Source organism: Pseudonocardia sp. EC080619-01 (genome assembly GCF_001420995.1).
Taxonomy (GTDB): Bacteria; Actinomycetota; Actinomycetes; order Mycobacteriales; family Pseudonocardiaceae; genus Pseudonocardia.
Genome location: NZ_CP012184.1, coordinates 6,068,323 through 6,089,070, shown reverse-complemented (window position 1 = coordinate 6,089,070; position 20,748 = coordinate 6,068,323). Strand labels below are relative to the sequence as shown.

Genomic DNA, 20,748 nt, shown 5'->3' with positions numbered 1-20,748 from the left:
CGGAGGGCCGGTTGTTCCCGCCGGCGGTCGGTTGCGTCACAGCCCGTGCGCGCCTCGCCACACCTGAGACCGCACGGTGCCGGCCCGTCACTACACTCCCGACGACTTCGGTGACGCCGCGACGGCGTCGCCCCGGCGGGCAACGAGGCCGCCCCGCGGGCCGGTGAGGAGATACTGAGCGGATGACGGACAGCGACCGCGGAGCGGTCGGCGCACCTGACACGGACGCCCCGGTGGAGCCGGACGAGCTCGTCCTGGCAGGGGGCTTCGACCCGGTCACCCGCGAGCAGTGGACGGCGGCCGCGGACGGCGTGGTGCGCAAGTCGGGCCGCATCACCGACGACGCCGAGCCCGGGGCCGGGGTGGACACCCTCACCCGGACCTCGGCCGACGGCTTCCGGGTCGCGCCGCTCTACGCCGCCGAGGACGTCGAGGGCCTGCCGGAGACCGGCGTCCCGGGCTCGTGGCCCTTCACCCGCGGCGCCCTGACCGACGGTCACGTGCCCGAGGGCTGGGACATCCGGCAGCGGCACGCGGGCACCGACCCCGCCGCCGTCCGCGAGGCCCTGCTCGCCGACCTGGAGTGCGGCGTCAACTCGATCTGGCTGCGGGTCGGCGAGGGCGGTGTCCCGGTCGCGGACCTCGCGCGCACCCTCGACGGGGTCTACCTGGACCTCGCCGCGGTCGCGCTGGACGCCGGCACCGACGCCGTCCCCGCCGCGCACGCCTACCTCGACCTGGCCGCCCGGAACGGCGTCGAGGACGCCGACCTGCTCGGCTCGCTCGGCGTCGACCCGATCGGGCTGCGCGCCCGCGCCGGGTCCGCCGCCGGTGCGGCGGGCGAGCCGGAGACGGTCGTCGAGCCGGCCCGGCGGGTCGCGGAGTCGTTCCCGAAGGTCGCCGCGGTCACCGTCGACGCGACCGTGGTCCGCGAGGCGGGCGGCTCCGACGGCCAGGAGCTGGGCTGGTCGCTCGCGGCCGGCGTCGCCTACCTGCGGACCCTCACCGCGGCCGGGCTCGACGTCGCCGCCGCGGCCCGGGTGCTGGAGTTCCGCTACGCCGCCACCCCCGAGCAGTTCCCGACGATCGCGAAGCTGCGCGCCGCGCGCCGGCTGTGGTCGCGGGTGCTGGAGGCCAGCGGCACCACCGAGGTCGCCCAGCGCCAGCACGCCGTGGTGTCGGAGGCGTCGTTCTCCCGCCGCGACCCGTGGGTGAACATGCTGCGCGGCACCGTCGCGGGGTTCGCGGCGGGTGTCGGCGGCGCCGACGCGGTCACCGTGCCGCCGTTCGACGCCGCGCTCGGTGCGGCCGAGCCGTTCTCCCGCCGGATCGCGCGCAACACCCAGAGCCTGCTGATCGAGGAGTCGCACCTGGCCCGGGTGATCGACCCGGCAGGCGGCTCCTGGTACGTGGAGCACCTGACCGAGGACCTCGCCGCCGCCGCCTGGGCCTTCTTCCAGGAGATCGAGGCCGCCGGCGGGGCCGTCGCCGCGCTGGACTCCGGCCTCGTCGAGGAGAAGGTGGCGCAGGTGCGGGCCCGCCGGGAGACCGACGTCGCCCGCCGCAAGGTCCCGCTGACCGGCGTCTCGGAGTTCCCGGACCTCCACGAGCGCCCGGTCGAACGGACACCGCTGCCCGAGCCGGTGCGGCGCGGGGGACTTCCGCTCTACCGGCCCGCCGAGGCCTACGAGGTCCACCGCGACCGCTCGGACGCCGTGCTGGAGGCGACCGGCAGCCGTCCCACCGCGTTCCTGGCGACGCTGGGCCCGCTGGCCACCTACACGGCCCGCGCCGGGTTCACCCGCAATCTGCTCGCCGCGGGCGGGATCGACGCCACCGAGGCCGGCCCGACCGAGTCCGTGCAGGACGTCGCCGACGCGTTCCGCGGGGCCGGGACCACGGTCGCCGTGCTCTGCTCGTCGGACGCGCTCTACGACGAGCGCGCCGGCGCGACGGCCGCCGCGCTGCGCGAGGCCGGCGCGACCCGCATCCTGCTGGCGGGGAAGCCGAAGGACGACGTGCCCGGTGTCGACGGGTACCTGTTCGCCGGCTGCGACGCCCTCGCCGTGATCGACGACGTGTTCAGCGCGCTGGAAGCGCGCACCGGTACCGCCCTGGAGGGATCGAAGTGACGCAGATTCCCGACTTCACCTCGGTGCCCCTGGGCCCCGCGACGACGCCGTCGTCGGACTGGGCGGGGTCCGCCCCCACCTGGGAGGCGCCGGAGGGCATCGGCGTCAAGCCGCTGTACACCGCCCGCGACCTCGACGGGCTCGACTTCCTGGGCACCTACCCGGGGATCACGCCGTACCTGCGCGGCCCGTACCCGACGATGTACACGAACCAGCCGTGGACGGTCCGGCAGTACGCCGGGTTCTCCACCGCGGCCGAGTCGAACGCCTTCTACCGGCGCAACCTCGCCGCGGGCCAGAAGGGCCTGTCGATCGCGTTCGACCTGGCCACCCACCGCGGCTACGACTCCGACCACCCGCGGGTCGCCGGCGACGTCGGCATGGCCGGTGTCGCGATCGACTCGATCCTCGACATGCGCCAGCTGTTCGACGGCATCCCGCTGGACCGCATGTCGGTCTCGATGACGATGAACGGCGCCGTGCTGCCGGTGCTCGCGCTGTACATCGTCGCGGCGGAGGAGCAGGGGGTGAGCCCCGACAAGCTGACCGGAACCATTCAGAACGACATTCTGAAGGAGTTCATGGTCCGCAACACCTACATCTACCCGCCGCAGCCGTCGATGCAGATCATCTCCGACATCTTCGGCTTCACCAGCGCGAAGATGCCGAAGTTCAACTCGATCTCGATCTCCGGGTACCACATCCAGGAGGCCGGGGCGACGAACGACCTGGAGCTCGCCTACACCCTCGCCGACGGCGTGGAGTACCTGCGGGCCGGCGTCGACGCCGGGCTGGACATCGACAAGTTCGCGCCGCGGCTGAGCTTCTTCTGGGCGATCGGCATGAACTTCTTCATGGAGGTCGCCAAGATGCGGGCCGCGCGCCTGCTCTGGTCGAAGCTCGTCCACCGGTTCGACCCGAAGAACGCGAAGTCGCTGTCGCTGCGGACCCACTCGCAGACCTCGGGCTGGTCGCTGACCGCGCAGGACGTCTACAACAACGTCGTCCGCACCTGCGTCGAGGCGATGGCCGCCACCCAGGGCCACACGCAGTCGCTGCACACCAACGCCCTCGACGAGGCGCTCGCGCTGCCCACCGACTTCTCGGCGCGGATCGCCCGGAACACCCAGCTGCTGCTGCAGCAGGAGTCCGGCACCACGAACGTCGTCGACCCGTGGGGCGGCAGCTACTACGTCGAGAAGCTGACCTACGACATCGCGCGGCGCGCGTGGGCGCACATCGACGAGGTCGAGAAGGCCGGCGGCATGGCCGAGGCGATCGACGCCGGCATCCCGAAGATGCGCGTCGAAGAGGCCGCGGCCCGCACCCAGGCCCGGATCGACTCCGCCCGCCAGCCGGTGATCGGCGTCAACAAGTACGTGCTGGAGGCCGACGAGCAGATCGACGTCCTCAAGGTCGACAACGCGAACGTGCGCCGCGAGCAGCTCGAGAAGCTGCAGAAGCTGCGGGCCGAGCGCGACGACCGTGCCCTGGACGAGTCGCTCCGCAGGCTGACGGGCGTCGCCGAGAAGATCGCCGAGGGGTCGCGGCGCGGTGCCGAGGACAACCTGCTCGGCCTGGCCGTCGACGCGGCCCGCAACAAGGCCACCGTCGGGGAGATCTCCGACGCACTGGAGAAGGTCTTCGGGCGCCACGCCGGTCAGATCCGCATCATCTCCGGTGTGTACTCCGAGGAGGCCGGGCAGAACCCGGCGATCGACCGCGCCCGCGAGCTCGTCTCCGAGTTCGCCGAGCACGAGGGCCGCCAGCCCCGGATCCTGGTCGCGAAGATGGGCCAGGACGGCCACGACCGCGGCCAGAAGGTGATCGCGACGGCGTTCGCCGACATCGGCTTCGACGTCGACGTCGGGCCGCTGTTCCAGACCCCGGCCGAGGTCGCCAAGCAGGCCGCCGAGTCCGACGTGCACGTGATCGGCGCCAGCTCGCTGGCCGCCGGGCACCTCACGCTGGTCCCGGAGCTGCGCAGCGAGCTCGCCGCGCTGGGCCGCGAGGACATCATGGTCGTGGTCGGCGGCGTGATCCCGCCCGCCGACGTGCCGGAGCTCCTCGACATGGGTGCCGCCTCGGTCTTCCCGCCCGGCACGGTCATCGCCGAGGCGGCGGTGGACCTGCTCGGGAAGCTGTCGGCGGCCCTGGGCCACGGCGACGGCGCCGGTGACGGTGCAGGCGACGGTGACGCCCCCGCCGCGGCGGGGAGCGTGTTCGCCGACTGATGGGCAGCGACTGATGGGCGGATCCACCGGGCCCGGCCGCGCCGCCGGCCGCGTCCCGGACCCCGCCGCGCTCGCCCGCGGGGTCCTCGACGGAGACCGCACGCTGCTGGCCCGGGCGATCACGCTGGTCGAGTCCAGCCGCCCCGACCACCAGCGGGCGGCCCAGGAGCTGCTGCTGGAGCTGACGCCGAAGTCCGGCGACGCCGTCCGGGTCGGCATCTCCGGGGTCCCGGGGGTCGGGAAGTCGACGTTCATCGAGGCGATGGGCACCCGGCTGACCGGCCAGGGGCACCGGGTCGCGGTGCTGGCGGTGGACCCGTCGTCCACCCGGACCCGTGGCTCGATCCTCGGTGACAAGACCCGGATGCCGCGGCTGGCCACCGACCCGGACGCCTTCGTCCGGCCGTCGCCGTCGGCGGGCACGCTGGGCGGGGTCGCCCGGCGCACCCGGGAGACGATGGTGGTCATGGAGGCCGCCGGCTACGACGTCGTGCTGGTGGAGACGGTCGGGGTCGGCCAGTCCGAGACGACGGTCGCCGGCATGGTCGACACCTTCCTGTTCCTCACGATCGCCCGGACCGGCGACGCCCTGCAGGGGATCAAGAAGGGCATCCTGGAGCTCGCCGACGTCGTCGCGGTGAACAAGGCCGACGGCAAGCACGAGCAGGACGCCCGCGCGGCGGCCCGCGAGCTGGCCGGGGCGCTGCACATGATGACCCCGGCGTCCGCGCACTGGCGCACCCCGGTGCTGTCCTGCTCGGCGCACACCGGCATGGGCCTGGACACGGTCTGGGAGAAGGTCGGCGAGCACCGCGAGGCGCTGGACAAGGCCGGCGAGCTCGCGACCCGGCGCGCGGACCAGCAGGTCGACTGGATGTGGCAGATGGTGCGGGACCGGCTGATGGACCGGGTGGTGCACGACCCGGAGCTGAAGCAGCGGCTGCCGGAGCTGACCGCCGACGTCCGCACCGGCGGGCTCACACCGACCCTCGCCGCGCAGACCATCCTCGACGTCCTGCGCTGACGTCCTGCGCGGGCGGCGGCCGCTGCGGGTGCTCCTCGGCGGTGGCGGCCGGCCGGGCGGACGCGCCGTGATCACCGGCCTCGCCACACCGGGCGGCGCTTCTCCACGAACGCCGCGACCCCCTCGACGCGGTCCTCGCTGGTGTACGGGTCCGGTCCCACCGACAGCCGCAGCGCCGACGCGAGGGGGAGCTCGCCGCCCCGCCCGACGGCCGCCTTGTACCGGCGCACCGTCAGCGGCGCGTTCCCGGCGATCCGGCCGGCCAGCGCGGCGCAGTGCGCGGCGAGCTCGTCGCCCGGGACGACGTGGTTCACCAGCCCCCAGCGGTGCGCCTCGGCCGCGTCGATGTCGTCGCCGGTGTAGAGCAGCTCGTAGGCGATGCCGCGCGGCACGGTGCGGGACAGCAGGTGCACCCCGAAGTTGGCGCCCATGCCGCGTCTCGCCTCGGGCAGCCCGATGCGGGCGTGGTCGGCCGCGATCCGGATGTCGCAGGCCAGTGCCAGCTCGCAGCCCCCGCCGAGCGCCCAGCCGTTGAGCGCGGCGACGGTCGGCTTGCCGCACTCGAGGACGGTCTCGAACACGTTGCGGGAGGTCCCGCCCATCGGCCGCAGCCCGTTCCCGGCCCCGTCGTCGTGCTCGCGGACCTCCTTGAGGTCGACACCGGCGCTGAACGCCCTCGACCCGGCACCGGTGAGGACCACGACCCAGACGTCGTCGTCGGCGTCGAAGCGGTCGAAGGCCTGCACCAGGTCGGCCTGCAGACCGGCCGACAGCGCGTTGAGGCGTTCCGGCCGGTCCAGGGTGACGGTGGCGACGCGGCCGGCGACGCGGACGTCGAGGCCGTTCTCCGTGCGGGTCGGCGCGCTCACGCCACGGCTCCCCGCGCGATCGACGGCCACAGCGCGTCCGGCCCGCCCGCGACCAGGGACGCCCCGAGCCGGGTGCTCCACTCCCGTTCCGCGCCGTACTCCTCGCGCCACGACCAGAGGCGCCGGGTGAGGCGGCCGAGCTCGTACTCGCGGGTCATCCCCATCGCCCCGGTGGCCTGGTGGGCGGCCGTCGCGATCGTCCCGGCCGCCGCGGAGGCGACGGTCTTGGCGGCGGCGACGTCGAACTCCGCCGGGGTGCCCCCCGGTGCGGCCGTGGCGTTGGCGGCACAGACCCGGGCGGCCATCCGCACCGCCTCGGTCTGCTCGGCCAGGCGCACCAGGTGCGCGGCGACGGCCTGGAACCGGGCCACCGGCCGTCCGAACTGGTGCCGGTCGTTCGTGTAGCCGACGGTCAGCTCCAGGACCCGCCCGGCCGCACCCGCGACGAGCGCCACCCGGGACAGCGCCCCGCGGCGGCGCAGCGCGGCGAGGGTGACGCCGTCCGGTGCCGGCGCGGCCTCGTCGACGGCGACGCCGTCCAGGTGCACGGTGTCGCGCGGCTCGCCGGCGAGGTTCCGACCGGGCTCGACGCGGGCGCGCGCGGGGTCGACCGTGACGACCTGCGGGCCGTCGTCGGAGCGCGCCAGCAGCACCAGCCGCTGCGCGGACCGCGCCCACGGCACCCGGGCGACGGTCCCGTCCACCACCCGGCGTGCACCCTCGCGGCGCAGCGCGACCCCGGTGGGCGCCGTCGTCACCGGGCCGGGTGGGACGTCCGTGCCGGACGCGGCCAGCAGCCACCCGCCGAGCAGCCCGGTCTCCGCGACCGGGAGCGGCGCGGCGAACCGGCCGATCTGCTCCAGCACCGCGCACGCCTCGGCGACGGTGCCGCCGACCGCCGGACCGCCCGCCGTGTCGGGGACCGACACCCACGGGAAGCCGCCGTCCGCCGTCGTCGCCCAGAGGCCGCCCGCCCAGCCGGTCTCCTCGGCGGCGTCGACGACCTCGGCGGTGCAGCGGTCCCGCAGCACGTCCGCGACGGCCTCGCCGACGAGGTCCGCGTCGCTGCGCGCCCCGCTCATCGCCGTGCCCCCGCGTACTCCGCCGACAGGCCCCGGGCGGCGATGCTACGCAGCACCTCCGTGGTCCCGCCGCGCAGGGTGAAGGACGGGCCGGTGAGGACGGCCTCGGCCAGCAGCCGGCCGAACATCCCCGGCGACCCCGGGTCGATCTCCTGCGCCGCGACGTGGCGCAGCGCCTCGACCACCTCCTGCTCGTGGACCGTCCCGATGTCCTTGACCAGTGCCGCCTCCACGGCCGGCGCGGCACCGTGCTCCAGCGAGCGGGCCACGGCGAGCGACAGCTGCCGGATCGTCCACAGCGTCGCGGCGGCCCGGCCGACGGCGGACCGCCCGGCGTCGTCGAGCCGGTCGCCGCACTCCCGGACGAACGCGGTGAGCAGCCCGAACACCGACAGGTAGCGGTCCGGCCCGGACCGCTCGTAGGCCAGCTCCGAGGTGACCTGGTGCCAGCCCGAGCCGATCTCGCCGAGCACCATGTCGTCGGGCACGAACACGTCGGTGAAGACGACCTCGTTGAAGTGGTGTCCGCCGTCGAGGAACCGGATCGGGGACACCGTGATCCCGGGCGCGTGCAGGTCGACGATCAGCTGGGACAGGCCGCCGTGCCGGTCGTCGGACGGCGAGGTGCGGCACAGCACGACGAAGAAGTGGTTGAGGTGCGCCGCGCTCGTCCAGATCTTGGTGCCGTTCACCGTCCAGCCGCCGTCCACCCTCGTCGCGGCGGTCCGCACCGACGCCAGGTCGGAGCCCGCGTCGGGCTCGCTCATGCCGAGGGAGAACCAGCACTCGCCGGCCGCGATCCGGGGCAGGAACCACCGGCGCTGCTCCTCGGTGCCGAACGCGAGCAGGGTCGGCGCCGTCTGCCGCTCGGCGACCCAGTGCGCGACGATCGGTGCGCCCGCGGCCAGCAGCTCCTCGACGACGACGAACCGCTCCACCGGGGTGGCCCCCTGACCGCCGTACTCGCGCGGGATCGCCATGCCCACCCACCCGCGGGCGGCGAGACGGCCGGAGAACTCCGGGTCGTGCGCGCCGCCGAGGCCGAGCCCGGGCCGGAAATCCGGCGGCAGTTCGGTGGCGAGGAACCCGCGCACCTCGTGGCGCAGCTGTTCCTCCCGTTCGGTCAGCACGGTCGGGGTGAAGATCATGCGCTGCTCCTGCTCCGGTCGTCCGTGCGGCGGGGGCGGGCCACCGCCGCGCCGGAGCGCAGCAGGCGGCGGGCCTCGGCCGGGGTGAAGCCGAGCTCGTCGAGCACGGCGGTGGTGTGCGCCGCGAACGGCGGCGAGGGACGGGTCGGCTCGGACGGGGTGCCGCCGAACCGGATGGGTGCGCCGAGGCCGCGGTAGCGGCCGATCGCCGGATGCTCGACGTCGGCGACCAGGCCCTCCGCCTCGACGTGCGGGTCGGTCAGCACCTCGTCGAGGGCCCGCACCACGGCGCACGGGATCGCCACCTCCCGCAGCCGCGTCACCCACTCCGCGCTGTCGCGGGTGACGAAGAGCGCCGCCAGGTCGGCGCGGACGGCCTCGGTGCCGGTCCGCAGCCGGTCCACCGGCATCCCGGCGATCGCGGCCAGCCGCTCCTGGGTGGGCGGGCTGCCCGCCCCGACCGCGATGGCGCCGTCCGCGGTGCCGAACACCCGGTAGTGCCCGGTCAGGGTGAGCCGGTCGGGCTGGTGCGCCTCCCGGGCGGCGGCGATGCGGTCCCGGCCGGCGCCCGCGCGGCGCAGCCGGGGCAGCTCGTCGGCGACGAACGCCGCGCGCCACCCGTCGACGGCGTCGACGTGCGAGAACTGGTTGTTCTGCAGGGTCAGTGCCGCACCGAGCAGCGAGACGTCGACCGGCTGGCCGCGACCGGTGCGGTCGCGGGCGACCAGCGCCATCGACACCCCGGCGAGCAGGAGCAGCGACGACGCGTAGTCGGCGACCTGCACCTCGCTGTGCCGCGGGACGCCGTCGGCCTCGGCGCCGAGCGCCGCGACCAGCCCGGAGTGCGCCTGCACCACGACGTCCATCCCGGGCAGCCCCGCGTCCGGGCCGACCGTGCCGTAGCCGGTGACCGCCCCGTGCACGAGCCGCGGGTTCACCGCGGACAGCGTCGCGGCGTCCAGGCCGCGGCGCGCGACGGCGGCCGGGCTCATGTTCACGAGCACGACGTCGGCGAGCGCGGCGAGCCGGCGGACGACCTCGCCGGCGTCGGGGTGGCCCAGGTCCAGCGCGACCGACTCCTTGCCCCGGTTCTTGATCGCGAACTGGCGGCTCTCGCCGGGCGCGAGCTCGTGCGAGCTCCGGTAGGAGTCGCCGCCGGGCGGTTCCACCTTGATCACCCGGGCTCCCGCGTCGGCCATCAGCTGGCCGCAGAACGGCACGGACACGAACTGCCCGAACTCGACGACCGTGATCCTGTCCAGCGCGCCCGTCACGGCGCGACCGCCCCGGCCGGGACGCCGGTCTCCAGGTGGCAGGCGACCTCGCCGCCGCCGTCGACGGGGGTCATGGCGGGCGGGGTCTCCCGGCAGACGTCCATCGCGAACGGGCACCGGGTGACGAACGGGCAGCCCGCGGGCGGGTCCGCCGGGTCGGGCAGGTCGCCGGAGAGCAGCATGCGGGTCCCGGTCCCCGCCCGTCCCGGGTGCGTCGCGGGGATCGCCGACAGCAGGGCGCGGGTGTAGGGGTGGGCCGGGGCGTCGTAGACCCGGTCGGTGGGGCCGGTCTCCACGACGTGCCCGAGGTACATCACGGCGACGGTGTGCGCGATGTGCCGCACCACGGCCAGGTCGTGCGCGATGAACAGGTAGGACAGCCCGAACTGCTCCCGCAGGTCCTCCAGCAGGTTGATCACCTGGTTCTGGGTCGACACGTCGAGTGCGGACACCGCCTCGTCGCACACCACCAGGCTCGGGTGGAGCGCGACCGCCCGGGCGATCGCGACGCGCTGCCGCTGCCCGCCGGAGAACTCGTACGGGTAGCGGTCCGCGTGGCTCGCGGGCAGCCCGACGACGTCGAGCAGCGCGCGGACCCGGCTCGCGGCGTCGCGCCGGGACAGGCCCTCGTGCTCGCGCAGCGGCTCGGCGATGCTGTCGCCGATCACCGCGCTCGGGTCCAGCGACGAGTACGGGTCCTGGAACACCATCTGCATGGTCCGGCGGGCGTCGCGCAGCGCCCGCCCGCGGAGCGCGGTCAGGTCGGTGCCGTCCAGCCGGACCCGCCCGCCGGCCACCGGGACGAGCCGCAGCACGGCCCGCCCCAGCGTGGACTTGCCGGAGCCGGACTCGCCGACCAGCCCGAGCGTCTGCCCGCGCGCGAGGCGCAGGCTGACGCCGTCGACGGCGCGCAGGGTCCGCCCGCGGCCGCGCAGGCCACGGGACCCGAACGTGACGCGCAGGTCGTCGACCTCCAGCAGGCCGGCCGCTCCGCCGCCGGTCACCGGGCACCGCGCAGGGTCAGCTCGTCGTGCCGGACGCAGCGGGAGAGGTGCCCGGGCCGGGCGGTGACCAGCGGTGGCGGTTCCCCGCAGACCGTCGTCGCACGGCCGCAGCGCGGCGCGAACCGGCAGCCCGGGGGCATCGCCCACGGTTCCGGGGTGCGCCCCGGGATCGACGGCAGCCGCTGCCCCCTCGACCCCAGCTGCGGCATCGCCGCCAGCAACCCCTCGGTGTAGGGGTGGCGCGGATGGTCGAACAGCTCACCGACCCCGGCCCGCTCCACGACCTGCCCGGCGTACATCACGACGACCCGTTCGCACACCTCGGCGACGACGCCGAGATCGTGGGTCACCAGCAGCACGCTCATCCCGAGATCGCGCTGCATCGTCGCCAGCAGCTCCAGCACCTGGGCCTGGATGGTGACGTCGAGTGCGGTGGTGGGCTCGTCGGCGATCAGCAGGCGCGGCTCGCAGCTGACCGCCATCGCGATCATCGCCCGCTGCCGCATCCCGCCGGAGAACTCGTGCGGGTAGTCGTCCACGCGGCGCCGGGCGTGCGGGATGCCGACCAGGTCGAGCACCTCGACGGCCCGTTCGCGTGCGGCCCGGCGGGACACCCCGCGGTGCAGCCGGACGGTCTCGGCGATCTGGTCGCCGATCCGGAACGCCGGGTTGAGGCTGGTCATCGGCTCCTGGAAGACCATCGCCACCTCGTTGCCGCGCACCGCCCGCAGCTCCCGACCGGAGAGCTCGGACAGGTCGCGGTCGCCGAACCGGACGGCCCCGGAGGTGATCCGGCCGACGCCGCGCGGCAGCAGCCCGAGGACGGACAGGCCGGTCACGGTCTTGCCCGAGCCCGACTCCCCGACGAGGCCGACGATCTCGCGCTCGCGCACGTCGAACGAGACCCCGGCGACGACCGTCGACCACCCGTGATCGGTGACGAACTCGACGTGCAGGTCGTCCACGCCGAGCAGGGTCCCGGCACGGGTGGGGGCGGCAGGTGCGGTCATGATCCGGCCTTCCTGGTACGTCGGCCGAGGGCGTCGCGCAGCCCGTCACCGATGAGGTTGAACGACAGGGTGGCGACGGCGATCGCGACGCCGGGCCAGAACACCAGCAGGGGAGTGGACCGGATCTCCCGGAACCCGCTCCCGAGCATCACGCCCCAGCTGGGCGTGGGCGGGACGACACCGAGCCCCAGCAGGCTCAGCGCGGCCTCGGCCAGCAGCGCCGCGGCCAGCATCACCGAGACCTGCACCAGCACCGGTGAGGCGATGTTCGGCAGTACCCGCCGGACGACGATCCGCCAGGCCGGGGTACCGATGCTGATCGAGGCCTCGACGTAGGTCTGCGCGCGGACCTGGAGCGTCGACGCCCGCGCGACCCGGAACAGCCGCGGTGCGTACACGATCCCGAGCGCGATCATCGCGTTCTGCAGGCCCGGCCCGGTGGCGGCGATGATCGCGATGGCCAGCACGATCGCCGGGAAGGTCATCAGCACGTCCCCGGCCCGGCCGAGCAGCCAGTCGACCCGGCCGCCGACGTAGCCCGCGAGCAGGCCCAGCGGCACGCCGATCACGGTGGCGACGGCGACGGCGAGCGCGGCGGCGAACAGGGACACCCGCCCGGCGTAGAGCAGCCGGGTGAACGTGTCCCGGCCCAGCGCGTCCGTGCCCAGCCAGTGCTGCGGCGTGGACAGCGACAGGCGGCGCGGCACGTCGATCGCCTCCGGGGCGTAGGGCGCGATCAGCGGGGCCGCCAGGGACCCCACGACCAGCAGCCCCAGGACGACGAGTGCGACGGACGCCGGCCGGTTCTCCCGGAAGCGGCGCCAGAACCCGGCACGGACGGGGACGGCGGGCGCGGCGGCGGTACCGGCCGCGGCGGTGGGCGCGGTGGTCGTCATGACTGCCGGATCCTCGGGTCGAAGTAGCCGTAGGACAGGTCGACGAGCAGGTTGATCAGCAGCACCAGCGCCGCGACCACCAGCAGCACGCCCTGCACCATCGGGAAGTCCCGGGCGAACACCGAGGTGTAGGCCAGGCTGCCGAGCCCGGGCAGGGCGAACAGCTGCTCGATCACGACGGTCCCGCCGATGAGGCGGCTCGCCTCCAGGCCGAACGCGGTGACCACCGGGACGGCGGCGTTCTTGAGCGCGTGCCGCCCGACGACGCGCGCCGGCGGGAGCCCCTTCGCGGTCGCGGTGCGGACGTAGTCCTCGCGCAGCACGCCCGTCATCCCGGCCCTGGTCTGGCGGGCGATCACCGCCGCGGGGGCGAGACCGAGCGCCGTCGCGGGCAGGACGAGGTGCAGGAACCACTGCAGCGGGTTCTCCGTCAGCGGCACGTAGCCGACGGCCGGGAAGATCGTCGCGTTGATCGCCAGCAGCAGCACGAGGATCATGCCGACCCAGAAGTACGGGACGGCGACGCCGAGGCTGGCCGCGAACGTCGCCACCCGGTCGAGCCGGCTGCCCGGCCGCATCGCGGCGACGACACCGACCGTGACACCCAGCACGAGCGCGACGGCGAGGCTCAGCAGCGCCAGCGACAGGGTGGCGGGCAGCCGCGAGAACACCGCCTCGGACACCGGCTGGCTGGAGAACAGCGACTGCCCGAGGTCCCCCTGCACGACCCCGGAGAACCAGTTCCAGAACTGCACGAGGAACGGGTCGTCGAGACCGAGCCGCTCCCGTACGGCCGCGATCTGTGCGGGATCGGGGTTCTCCCCGGCGAGGGCGACCGCGGGGTCGCCGGGCACCAGGACGATCAGGCTGAACACGCAGAAGCTGACGACGACGAGCATCGGGACGGTGAACGCCAGCCTGCGGACGAGAAGGCCGAGCATGGGAACCTCCGCCTCTAGGGGTTGATCGCCGCGCCGCGGAACTGGCGGGACGCGTCGGCGTAGATCTCCACACCACCGACCTTCGGGTTCATGACGTACGGGGTGGTGAGGTTGCACAGCGGCAGGTGTGGCGCCTGGACCTCGGCGACCCGGTCGAAGAGCTTCTCGAACTGCGGTGCCCGGTCCTCCGGCGTCGCGCCGCGGGCCGCGGCGTCCTCGGCGGCGACGACCACCGGGTCGCTGTACCCGCCCGGGTTGTTGAAGCCGTCGGGCCGGTAGTACTCGGCGGTGAGCACGCTCGGGTCGGACTCGGCCTTCTGCTCGAACAGGATCGCGTCGACGCTCTTGGCCACGGAGAAGTCCTCCGCGAGCTTGTTGAGATCGACCGGCGTGATCGACATCGTGATGCCGACCTCGGCGAAGTTGGCCTGCAGGATCTGCGCGATCTGCTGGTAGACGTCGAGGTTGACGACCTCCAGGTCGAACGAGAAGCCGTCCGGCAGACCGGCCTCGTCGAGCAGCCGCCGGGCCTGCTCCGGGTCGTGCTCCGGCGGTGCCACGTTCGTCGACGACGCGTAGTAGAAGTCCGGGAACATCTGGCCCGCGGGCTGGCAGAGGCCGCTGACGAGCAGGCTGATCGACCTCCGGTCGACGGCGACGTTCATCGCCTGCCGGACCTTCTCGTCGCCGAACTCCGACCGGGCGGTGTTCAGGTTGAGCGTGTAGCTCGACAGCGACGGCTGCTGGCAGATCACCAGCCCCGACTCCTGCGCCGGTCGCACCATGTTGGCCCGGAGGAACGTCACGTCCGCGGCGCCGGTGGTGACGGCGTTGAGGCGGGCGTTGTCGTCGCCGGAGATCAGGTAGGTCAGCCGCTCGACCCGCGCACCGTCCTGGTCCCAGTAGCCGGGCACCCGGGTGTACTCGACCCGGTCACCGGGGACGTAGCGGCTCATCGTGTAGGCACCCGAGCCACCGGTGGGCCGGACGTCCTCGCCGGGCCGGTCGAAGGCCGCCGGGCTCATCATCATCCCGGCCGAGCCGCCCAGGATGGTGATCAGCGGGCCCGCCGAGGAGTCGGTGACGAGACGGACGGTCCGCTCGTCGAGCACCTGGACGTCGGTGAGCGACTCGAGCCGGTTCGCGTTGAACGAGCCCTCGAGGTCGCGGTGGCGGAGCAGGTTGGCGCGCACCGAACCGGCGTCGAACGGGACGCCGTCGTGGTAGCGCCACCCGGGGATCAGCCGCATGTCCACCGACCGGCCGTCGGGGGACAGGCTCCACGACTCGGCCAGCATCGGCTCGGCCTCGCCGGCGGCGTTGACGTGCACGAGGCTGTCGTAGACGGGGTAGAGGTACATCTGGCTGTTGTTCGTGGTGATCCGGTCCGGGTCGAAGCTGGTGTTGTCGACCGTGTAGATCCAGGTCAGCTCGGCGGCGCGGTCCGATCCGGGTGCGACGGGCGGGCAGTCGACCGGGCCGGTGTCGGCCTGCGGGATCGCACCGCTGCCCGCGCCGCAGCCCGCGGCGAGTCCGAGCAGCAGGCAACCGAGCAGGCCGGCGACGAGGGTGGTGGGGGACGGGCGCACGGGGGGACCTCCTTGTCCGGCGTGCGACGTGGCGCCGTCAGCGGGAGTTGCGCCGCCGCTGGGACCACATCTGGGTGGCGCGCTCGAACTCGACCGCCGCGTCCCAGCCGATCCCGGGCGGACCCAGCTCGGTGCGGAACGAGCGGACGGCCTCGCGGGCGAGGGCGGGGTCCTTCGCGGGCTCGGCGGCGAGCCGGTGCGCGGTGTCCTCGACGTCGGCGTCCGGGACGGCGGACCAGGCCAGACCGATCTCGGCGGCACGCCGGCCGTCGATCTCCTGGCTGAACAGCCCCATCGCGGCCGTGGCCTCGCGACCGGCGGTCCGCCCGGCGATGGTGAAGAACCCGCCGCCGGGGTGCAGCCCGATCCGGAGGAACCCGGCCAGCAGCCGGGCGTCGGTGGCGACGACCCGCAGGTCGGTGGCGAACATCAGGTTGATGCCCGCGCCGACGGCCGCGCCGCGGACCGCCGCGACCGTCGGGACGGCGAGGGCGCCGACCCGCACGAAGGCCCGGTACACGGCGCCGGTCTCCCGGAACGTCGCGTCCTTGGCCTGGTCGGCGCCCGGGTTCCAGGTGCGCCGGTCGGCGCCGGAGCAGAACGTGCCGCCGGCCCCGCGGACGACGGCGGCGCCGATCGCGGGGTCGGCGTCGATCTCCTCGCAGGCGGCGACCAGCTCGTGGCCCATCGTCGGCGTCAGCCCGTTCCGCACCTCCGGCGAGTCGACGGTCAGGGTCGCGACCCCGTCGGTCTTGTCCAGGACGATCGAGCCCATCTGTGTGGTCCTCCAGGGTCGGTGGGTGGGTCAGGAACGGGTGGTGACGAGGACGTCGACGGCGACCACGCCGTCGCCGGCGGCGCCGACGATCAGCGGGTTGATCTCGAGCTCCTCGATGTCGGGCCGGTCGGCGACCGCGGCGCCGAGCCGCACCAGGACGTCGACGACGGCGTCGACGTCGCGTGGCGGCGCGCCGCGGTGCCCGGCCAGCAGCGGCCAGGACCGCAGCTCGCGCAGCAGGCCGCGGGCCTCGTCCGGGGTGGTCGGGACCAGGGCGGTCGCGACGTCGCGGTGCACCTCGGTGGCGGTCCCGCCGAGGCCCACGGTCACCACCGGCGGCCAGCCGTCGCGGGCACCGGCGACCCCGACCAGCAGCTCCAGGCCCGGCGGCACCGCCTCCTGGACCAGGACCCCCTCCAGCTCCGGGACCCGGGCCGACAGCTCGTCGAACACCTCCGCCGCGCTCGCCACCGGGACCCCGAGGCGGACGCCGCCGGCGTCGGTCTTGTGCTCCAGCCCCGGCGCGACCGCCTTCATCACCACGGTGCCGACCGCACCGGCGAGGTCCCGGGCGGCGGGCAGGACCTCGTCGCGCCGGCGGACCTCGGCCGACGCGGGCGCCGGGACACCGGTCCGGCGCAGCAGCGCCCAGCCGTCCGTCCGCGGTGGACGGTGCGCCGGGCCGGGCACCGCGTCCCCGGCGGGGAGGAGGGGCGTGTCCGCGGTCGCCGGCGGGGCGAGCGCGCCGGCGACCCGCGCGGCGACGGCGATCGAGGAGAACACCGGGATCCCGGCCCGGCGCAACGTGGCGCGTGCCTCGGTGGTCCGCTCGGCGGCGGCGAGCCACACCACCGAGCAGGGCACGTCGGTACCGGCCATCGCCCCGGCCAGGTCCTCGGCGAGGTCGGTGGCCTGGTCGCCGACGACCATGGTCAGCAGCACCATCAGGGCGTCGACGGAGGGATCGGCGCAGACGATCGAGCAGACGTCGCCGAACGCCCGGTCGTCGCGGTTGAACAGCTGGGCGGTCACGTCGACCGGGTTGGCCAGTGCCCCGAACTCCGGGACGACCCGGGCGAGCTTCGCCCGGGTCTCCGGGGCCAGCCCGGGCAGCTCCAGGGCGGTGCTCTCGCACCGGTCGGCCGCCAGGATCCCGGCACCCCCGGACGTGGTGACGGCGGCGATCCTGCGGCCTCGTGGCCTCGGCCCGCCGCGGAGCGCGGTGGCGGCGGCGAGCAGCTCGTCGACGTCGTCCACGAGGACGACCCCGTGCCGGTGCGAGACCAGCCGGAACGCGGTGTCGTCACCGAGCATCGCGCCGGTGTGCGACACCGCGGCCCGGCGCCCGGACTCCGACCGGCCCGACCGCAGCACGACCAGGGCCGTGCCGCTCGCGGCGGCCTCCGCGGCGAGCCGCGCGTAGGCGGCGCCGTCCTGCACCGCCTCCAGGTACACCGCGAGGACCGAGACCTCCGGCTGCCGGACGAGGAACCGGCCCACCTCGGCGACGTCGACGTCGGCCTGGTTGCCGGTGCTCACCCACGCCGTCAGGTCGAGGCCCTGCTCCGCGGCGAGGTCCAGGACCGATCCGCCGACGGCGCCGCTCTGCCCGGCGTAGGCGATCCCCGACGTGCCGGTCAGCGGGCGGTCGGCCGCCGCGGTGAAGGTGGCGAACAACCGCGCGGGCGGGTAGATCACGCCCTGGCAGTTCGGCCCCAGCACCCGCACGCCGGACTCGCGGCCGGCCCGGACCAGCGCGTGCTGCAGGTCCGCGCCCTCGGGGCCGGTCTCGGCGAAGCCGGACGCGAACACGACGACCGCGGCGGCTCCGGCCGCCCCCGCCTCGCGGACGGCCGCCTCGGCGTGCGGCGCCGGGACCATGGCGAGCACCAGGTCCACGGGGCCGGGGACGTCCGCCAGCGACGGGAAGCACGGCAGCCCCGCCAGCTCGTCGTACTTCGGGTTGACCGGCCGGACCGCTCCCGCGAACCCCCGCTCGGCCAGCCACCGCAGCGGGCGTGCCATCGGGCTGTCCGGCCGGCCGGTGGCACCCAGTACCGCGACGCCCCGGGGCCGGAACACCCGCTCCCAGTCGGTCGGGCCGGGGGTACCGGCCGGGCCCGGCCGGGTCGCGCCGGCTGTGTCCGTCACGGTGGGACCTCCTCGTCCGCAGGGCACGACCGGTCACCCGTCGCTCGGACGGGTGAGGAAGGTCGATGCTGGTCAGGGCGCCGATCCGCGGCCCGCGAGATCGTGTCCTGGGCCACACGGTAAGTCGACATCGATATCGACTACAAGTCTTTCGGGTGATGCGGTGCTGTGCCATCCTCGGCACGCGAGTGAGGGGAGCTGCAGGTGACCGAGCAGGCGACGAGCCCTGCCCGCAGCGGGATCGGCAGCCGCCGCCGGGCGAGCATCGGCACGATGCCGAGCACGGCGCGCGGACGGCGCACCCGCTCGCTGCTGCTCGACGGGGCGCGCACCGTCTTCGAACGGGACGGCTTCCTCGACGCGCGGGTCGCCGACATCGCCGCGGCGGCGGGGACCGGCCACGGCAGCTTCTACACCTACTTCGACTCCAAGGCCGACGTCTTCCGCACACTCGTCAACGAGGTGATGGAGTCCGGGCTCTACGCCCCGGAACCGACCGGCCCGCACGGGGACGGCCGCCCGCCGACCCTCGCCGAGGCGTGGGACCGGATCGAGCGGGGGAACCGCCGCTACCTCGGCCTGTTCCGGCGGGACCGGAAGCTCCTGGCCCTGTTCGAGCAGGTCGCGTCCTTCGACGACGAGATGCGCCGCTACCGGCTGGAGCTGCGGGAACGCTCGGTGGCCCGGGCCGAGACCGGGATCCGGCGCCTGCAGGAGTGGGGCCTCGCCGACGACGACCTGGACCCCGTGCTGGCGTCGCACGCCCTCAACTCGATGGTCACCCAGTACATCTACTACTGGCTGGTCCTCGGGCAGGACCACGACGAGGAGGAGTCGGTCGCCGTGCTGACCCGGCTGTGGGGACGCTCGCTCGGGCTGCCGCGCCGCTGACGCGGCTCAGGGGCGGCTCGCGCCGAGCGCCTCGGCCGCCGCCGCCCGCAGGATCACGTGCTCGGCGGCGAGCATGGCGAACGTGGCGCCCAGCTCCCGGAACCGCCGGACGTGCGCGGGGGAGTCGCAGTAGGCCCCCACCGGCACACCGGCCGCCGCGCACCGCTCGGTGATCCCGCGGACGAGGTCGCCGTACTCCTCCGCCCGCGGCCCGCCCGGACCCTGTGCGGCGAGCGGGAAGCCGTGGGCCAGCGCCAGGTCGGACGGCCCGACGAAGACGGCGTCGACACCCTCGACGGACAGGATCTCCTCCAGGTTCGCCACCGCGGCGACCGTCTCCACCATCACCACGCACCGTCCCGGCGCCAGGGGGTCCCGTCCGAGCCAGGACGGGCGGACCGGCCCGAAGCTGCGGATCCCGCCGTCCGGCGGGTAGCGGCAGGCGGCGACGGCGGCCGCGGCCTGCTCGGCGGTGTCCACCAGCGGGACGATCACGCCGTCCGCGCCGCGGTCCAGCGCCCGGCCGATCGGCTCCGCGCCGTGCCCGGGCACCCGGACCAGCGAGCGGGTGCCCGACGCGGTCAGCGCCTGCAGCATGCCGAGCACGGTGTCGTCGCCGATCAGCCCGTGCTGGGTGTCGACGCAGATCACGTCGAACCCGACCGCGCCCATCACCTCGGCGACGGCGGGGGAGGGCAGCTGCAGCCACCCGCCGACCGCGTCGCCGGTGAACATCGGATCCCCGTCGATCACTGCGCTCATGACGTCGACCGTGCCCGCCCGCGCGGCCGCGCGCCAGCCGTGGGGCATCATCGCCGGATGGCCCCGCCCGCGCTGTCCCTCCCGCCCCGCCCGGTGATCGGGATCCTGCACCCCGGAGCCATGGGCGCCGCGATCGGCTCGGCGCTCAAACCCCGTGCCGGGGCGGTGGTCTGGGCGGACGCCGGACGCAGCCACGCGACGGCGAAGCGCGCCGAGCTGGCCGACCTGGTCGCCGTCCCGGACGTCGCCGAGCTCGCCCGCCGCTCGCACGTGATCGTCTCGATCTGCCCGCCGCACGCCGCCCGCGAGGTCGCCGGGCTGGTGGGGGCCGCGCTCGCCGACCGGACCGACCGGCCGCTGTACGTGGAGGCGAACGCGATCGCCCCGGACAGCGTCCGCGGCATCGCGACGCTGCTGGGCGACCGGGCGACGGTGTGCGACGGCGCCGTGATCGGCCCGCCCGCGTGGGACCGTGGCACGACGGTCCTGTGGCTGTCCGGCCCGGGCGCCGACACCGCGGCCGCGCTGTTCGAGGGCAGCCCGTTCGACGCCCGGGTGCTGGCCACCGGGCCGGCCGACGTCGGCACGGCGAGCGGGCTCAAGGCCTGCTTCGCGTTGCAGAGCAAGGCGCTGCCGACCCTGTGGCTCGCGCTGGAGGAGGCCGCGGCCCGGTTCGGGGTCACCGAGGCGCTGCACGGCGAGCTGGACCGGACCGGGTCCGCCTACGCCGGCGCGCTGGCCGACGTCCGCGCGACGGCGGCGGCGAAGGGCTGGCGCTGGGCGGGGGAGATGGAGGAGGCCGCCGACGCGCTGGCCGCGATCGGTGTGCCCGACGGGTTCTCCCGCGCCGCGGCCGAGCTGTACCGGCGGGCGTCGGACGGCGGCTGACGGACGCGGGTCCCGCCGCCACCCGAGGGTGCGGTGGCGCACGACGGCCGAGCGCCCCGGCGCCGGGAGGACCGG

Annotated in this window: 17 protein-coding genes; 5 read left to right on the top strand and 12 right to left on the bottom strand. The window is 75.0% G+C overall.

What is annotated here, in order from left to right; all coding sequences use genetic code 11:
* Positions 1–182 precede the first annotated feature (182 nt).
* The 3 genes from AD017_RS27990 to meaB are packed head-to-tail and all read left to right on the top strand — an operon-like array spanning position 183 to position 5,390.
* Entirely contained in the window at positions 183–2,132 is a 1,950-nt protein-coding gene (locus AD017_RS27990; RefSeq protein ID WP_082538322.1) for a methylmalonyl-CoA mutase family protein, read from the top strand.
* A 23-nt stretch (positions 2,133–2,155) separates the two neighbouring features.
* On the top strand, positions 2,156–4,366 hold the full coding sequence (gene scpA, locus AD017_RS27985) for a methylmalonyl-CoA mutase (RefSeq protein ID WP_050802219.1): 2,211 nt from the start codon (positions 2,156–2,158) through the stop codon (positions 4,364–4,366).
* A 13-nt stretch (positions 4,367–4,379) separates the two neighbouring features.
* A complete protein-coding gene (gene meaB / locus AD017_RS27980) occupies positions 4,380–5,390 on the top strand; it encodes a methylmalonyl Co-A mutase-associated GTPase MeaB (RefSeq protein WP_010225525.1) in 1,011 nt (336 codons plus the stop codon).
* 71 nt (positions 5,391–5,461) lie between these two features.
* Here the strand turns inward: meaB and AD017_RS27975 are convergent, their stop codons facing one another.
* Genes AD017_RS27975 through AD017_RS27925 form a run of 11 tightly spaced genes read right to left on the bottom strand, consistent with a single transcriptional unit; the run spans position 5,462 to position 18,132 of the window.
* A complete protein-coding gene (locus AD017_RS27975) occupies positions 5,462–6,259 on the bottom strand; it encodes an enoyl-CoA hydratase/isomerase family protein (RefSeq protein WP_060576664.1) in 798 nt (265 codons plus the stop codon).
* Positions 6,256–7,341, bottom strand: coding sequence for an acyl-CoA dehydrogenase family protein (locus AD017_RS27970; protein WP_060576114.1), 1,086 nt, complete (start codon positions 7,339–7,341; stop codon positions 6,256–6,258). The genes AD017_RS27975 and AD017_RS27970 overlap by 4 nt, the downstream gene beginning before the upstream one ends.
* Positions 7,338–8,489, bottom strand: a complete 1,152-nt coding sequence (locus AD017_RS27965; RefSeq protein ID WP_060576113.1) for an acyl-CoA dehydrogenase family protein — start codon at positions 8,487–8,489, stop codon at positions 7,338–7,340. Before AD017_RS27965 ends, AD017_RS27970 begins: the two co-directional genes overlap by 4 nt.
* Positions 8,486–9,763 (bottom strand): CaiB/BaiF CoA-transferase family protein, encoded by a 1,278-nt coding sequence (locus tag AD017_RS27960; protein ID WP_060576112.1) that lies wholly within the window; start codon positions 9,761–9,763, stop codon positions 8,486–8,488. The genes AD017_RS27965 and AD017_RS27960 overlap by 4 nt, the downstream gene beginning before the upstream one ends.
* Positions 9,760–10,767 carry an ABC transporter ATP-binding protein gene (locus tag AD017_RS27955; RefSeq protein WP_060576111.1) on the bottom strand — a complete coding sequence of 336 codons (1,008 nt, stop codon included), beginning with the start codon at positions 10,765–10,767 and terminating at the stop codon, positions 9,760–9,762. Before AD017_RS27955 ends, AD017_RS27960 begins: the two co-directional genes overlap by 4 nt.
* On the bottom strand, positions 10,764–11,777 hold the full coding sequence (locus AD017_RS27950; protein WP_060576110.1) for an ABC transporter ATP-binding protein: 1,014 nt from the start codon (positions 11,775–11,777) through the stop codon (positions 10,764–10,766). Before AD017_RS27950 ends, AD017_RS27955 begins: the two co-directional genes overlap by 4 nt.
* On the bottom strand, positions 11,774–12,673 hold the full coding sequence (locus AD017_RS27945) for an ABC transporter permease (protein ID WP_060576109.1): 900 nt from the start codon (positions 12,671–12,673) through the stop codon (positions 11,774–11,776). The genes AD017_RS27950 and AD017_RS27945 overlap by 4 nt, the downstream gene beginning before the upstream one ends.
* On the bottom strand, positions 12,670–13,614 hold the full coding sequence (locus AD017_RS27940; RefSeq protein ID WP_060576108.1) for an ABC transporter permease: 945 nt from the start codon (positions 13,612–13,614) through the stop codon (positions 12,670–12,672). Before AD017_RS27940 ends, AD017_RS27945 begins: the two co-directional genes overlap by 4 nt.
* Before the next feature lie 14 nt (positions 13,615–13,628).
* On the bottom strand, positions 13,629–15,203 hold the full coding sequence (locus AD017_RS27935) for an ABC transporter substrate-binding protein (protein ID WP_010226322.1): 1,575 nt from the start codon (positions 15,201–15,203) through the stop codon (positions 13,629–13,631).
* Positions 15,204–15,240: 37 nt separating this feature from the next.
* The gene (locus AD017_RS27930) at positions 15,241–15,978 is read right to left on the bottom strand and encodes an enoyl-CoA hydratase/isomerase family protein (RefSeq protein ID WP_060576107.1); all 738 of its coding nucleotides are present in this window, start codon (positions 15,976–15,978) and stop codon (positions 15,241–15,243) included.
* A gap of 30 nt (positions 15,979–16,008) precedes the next feature.
* Positions 16,009–18,132 carry an acetate--CoA ligase family protein gene (locus AD017_RS27925; RefSeq protein ID WP_202968928.1) on the bottom strand — a complete coding sequence of 708 codons (2,124 nt, stop codon included), beginning with the start codon at positions 18,130–18,132 and terminating at the stop codon, positions 16,009–16,011.
* A 204-nt stretch (positions 18,133–18,336) separates the two neighbouring features.
* Between AD017_RS27925 and AD017_RS27920 the strand changes: the two genes are divergently transcribed.
* Positions 18,337–19,023 carry a TetR/AcrR family transcriptional regulator gene (locus AD017_RS27920; RefSeq protein WP_010230356.1) on the top strand — a complete coding sequence of 229 codons (687 nt, stop codon included), beginning with the start codon at positions 18,337–18,339 and terminating at the stop codon, positions 19,021–19,023.
* Positions 19,024–19,029: 6 nt separating this feature from the next.
* On the opposite strand, the gene AD017_RS27915 is transcribed toward AD017_RS27920, so the two are convergent.
* A complete protein-coding gene (locus AD017_RS27915; RefSeq protein WP_075301552.1) occupies positions 19,030–19,785 on the bottom strand; it encodes an HpcH/HpaI aldolase/citrate lyase family protein in 756 nt (251 codons plus the stop codon).
* Positions 19,786–19,842: 57 nt separating this feature from the next.
* Between AD017_RS27915 and AD017_RS27910 the strand changes: the two genes are divergently transcribed.
* Entirely contained in the window at positions 19,843–20,673 is an 831-nt protein-coding gene (locus AD017_RS27910; protein WP_010230350.1) for an NAD(P)-dependent oxidoreductase, read from the top strand.
* The last annotated feature ends 75 nt before the right edge of the window (positions 20,674–20,748 follow it).

Excerpts from the sequence above, each read along its gene's own strand:
- AD017_RS27940 (WP_060576108.1), bottom strand. The coding sequence starts at position 13,614 with ATGCTCGGCCTTCTCGTCCGCAGGCTGGCGTTCACCGTCCCGATGCTC.
- AD017_RS27970 (WP_060576114.1), bottom strand. The coding sequence starts at position 7,341 with ATGAGCGGGGCGCGCAGCGACGCGGACCTCGTCGGCGAGGCCGTCGCG.
- AD017_RS27930 (WP_060576107.1), bottom strand. The coding sequence starts at position 15,978 with ATGGGCTCGATCGTCCTGGACAAGACCGACGGGGTCGCGACCCTGACC.
- AD017_RS27950 (WP_060576110.1), bottom strand. The coding sequence starts at position 11,777 with ATGACCGCACCTGCCGCCCCCACCCGTGCCGGGACCCTGCTCGGCGTG.
- AD017_RS27910 (WP_010230350.1), top strand. The coding sequence starts at position 19,843 with ATGGCCCCGCCCGCGCTGTCCCTCCCGCCCCGCCCGGTGATCGGGATC.
- AD017_RS27965 (WP_060576113.1), bottom strand. The coding sequence starts at position 8,489 with ATGATCTTCACCCCGACCGTGCTGACCGAACGGGAGGAACAGCTGCGC.
- AD017_RS27945 (WP_060576109.1), bottom strand. The coding sequence starts at position 12,673 with ATGACGACCACCGCGCCCACCGCCGCGGCCGGTACCGCCGCCGCGCCC.
- AD017_RS27990 (WP_082538322.1), top strand. The coding sequence starts at position 183 with ATGACGGACAGCGACCGCGGAGCGGTCGGCGCACCTGACACGGACGCC.
- AD017_RS27915 (WP_075301552.1), bottom strand. The coding sequence starts at position 19,785 with ATGAGCGCAGTGATCGACGGGGATCCGATGTTCACCGGCGACGCGGTC.
- meaB (WP_010225525.1), top strand. The coding sequence starts at position 4,380 with ATGGGCGGATCCACCGGGCCCGGCCGCGCCGCCGGCCGCGTCCCGGAC.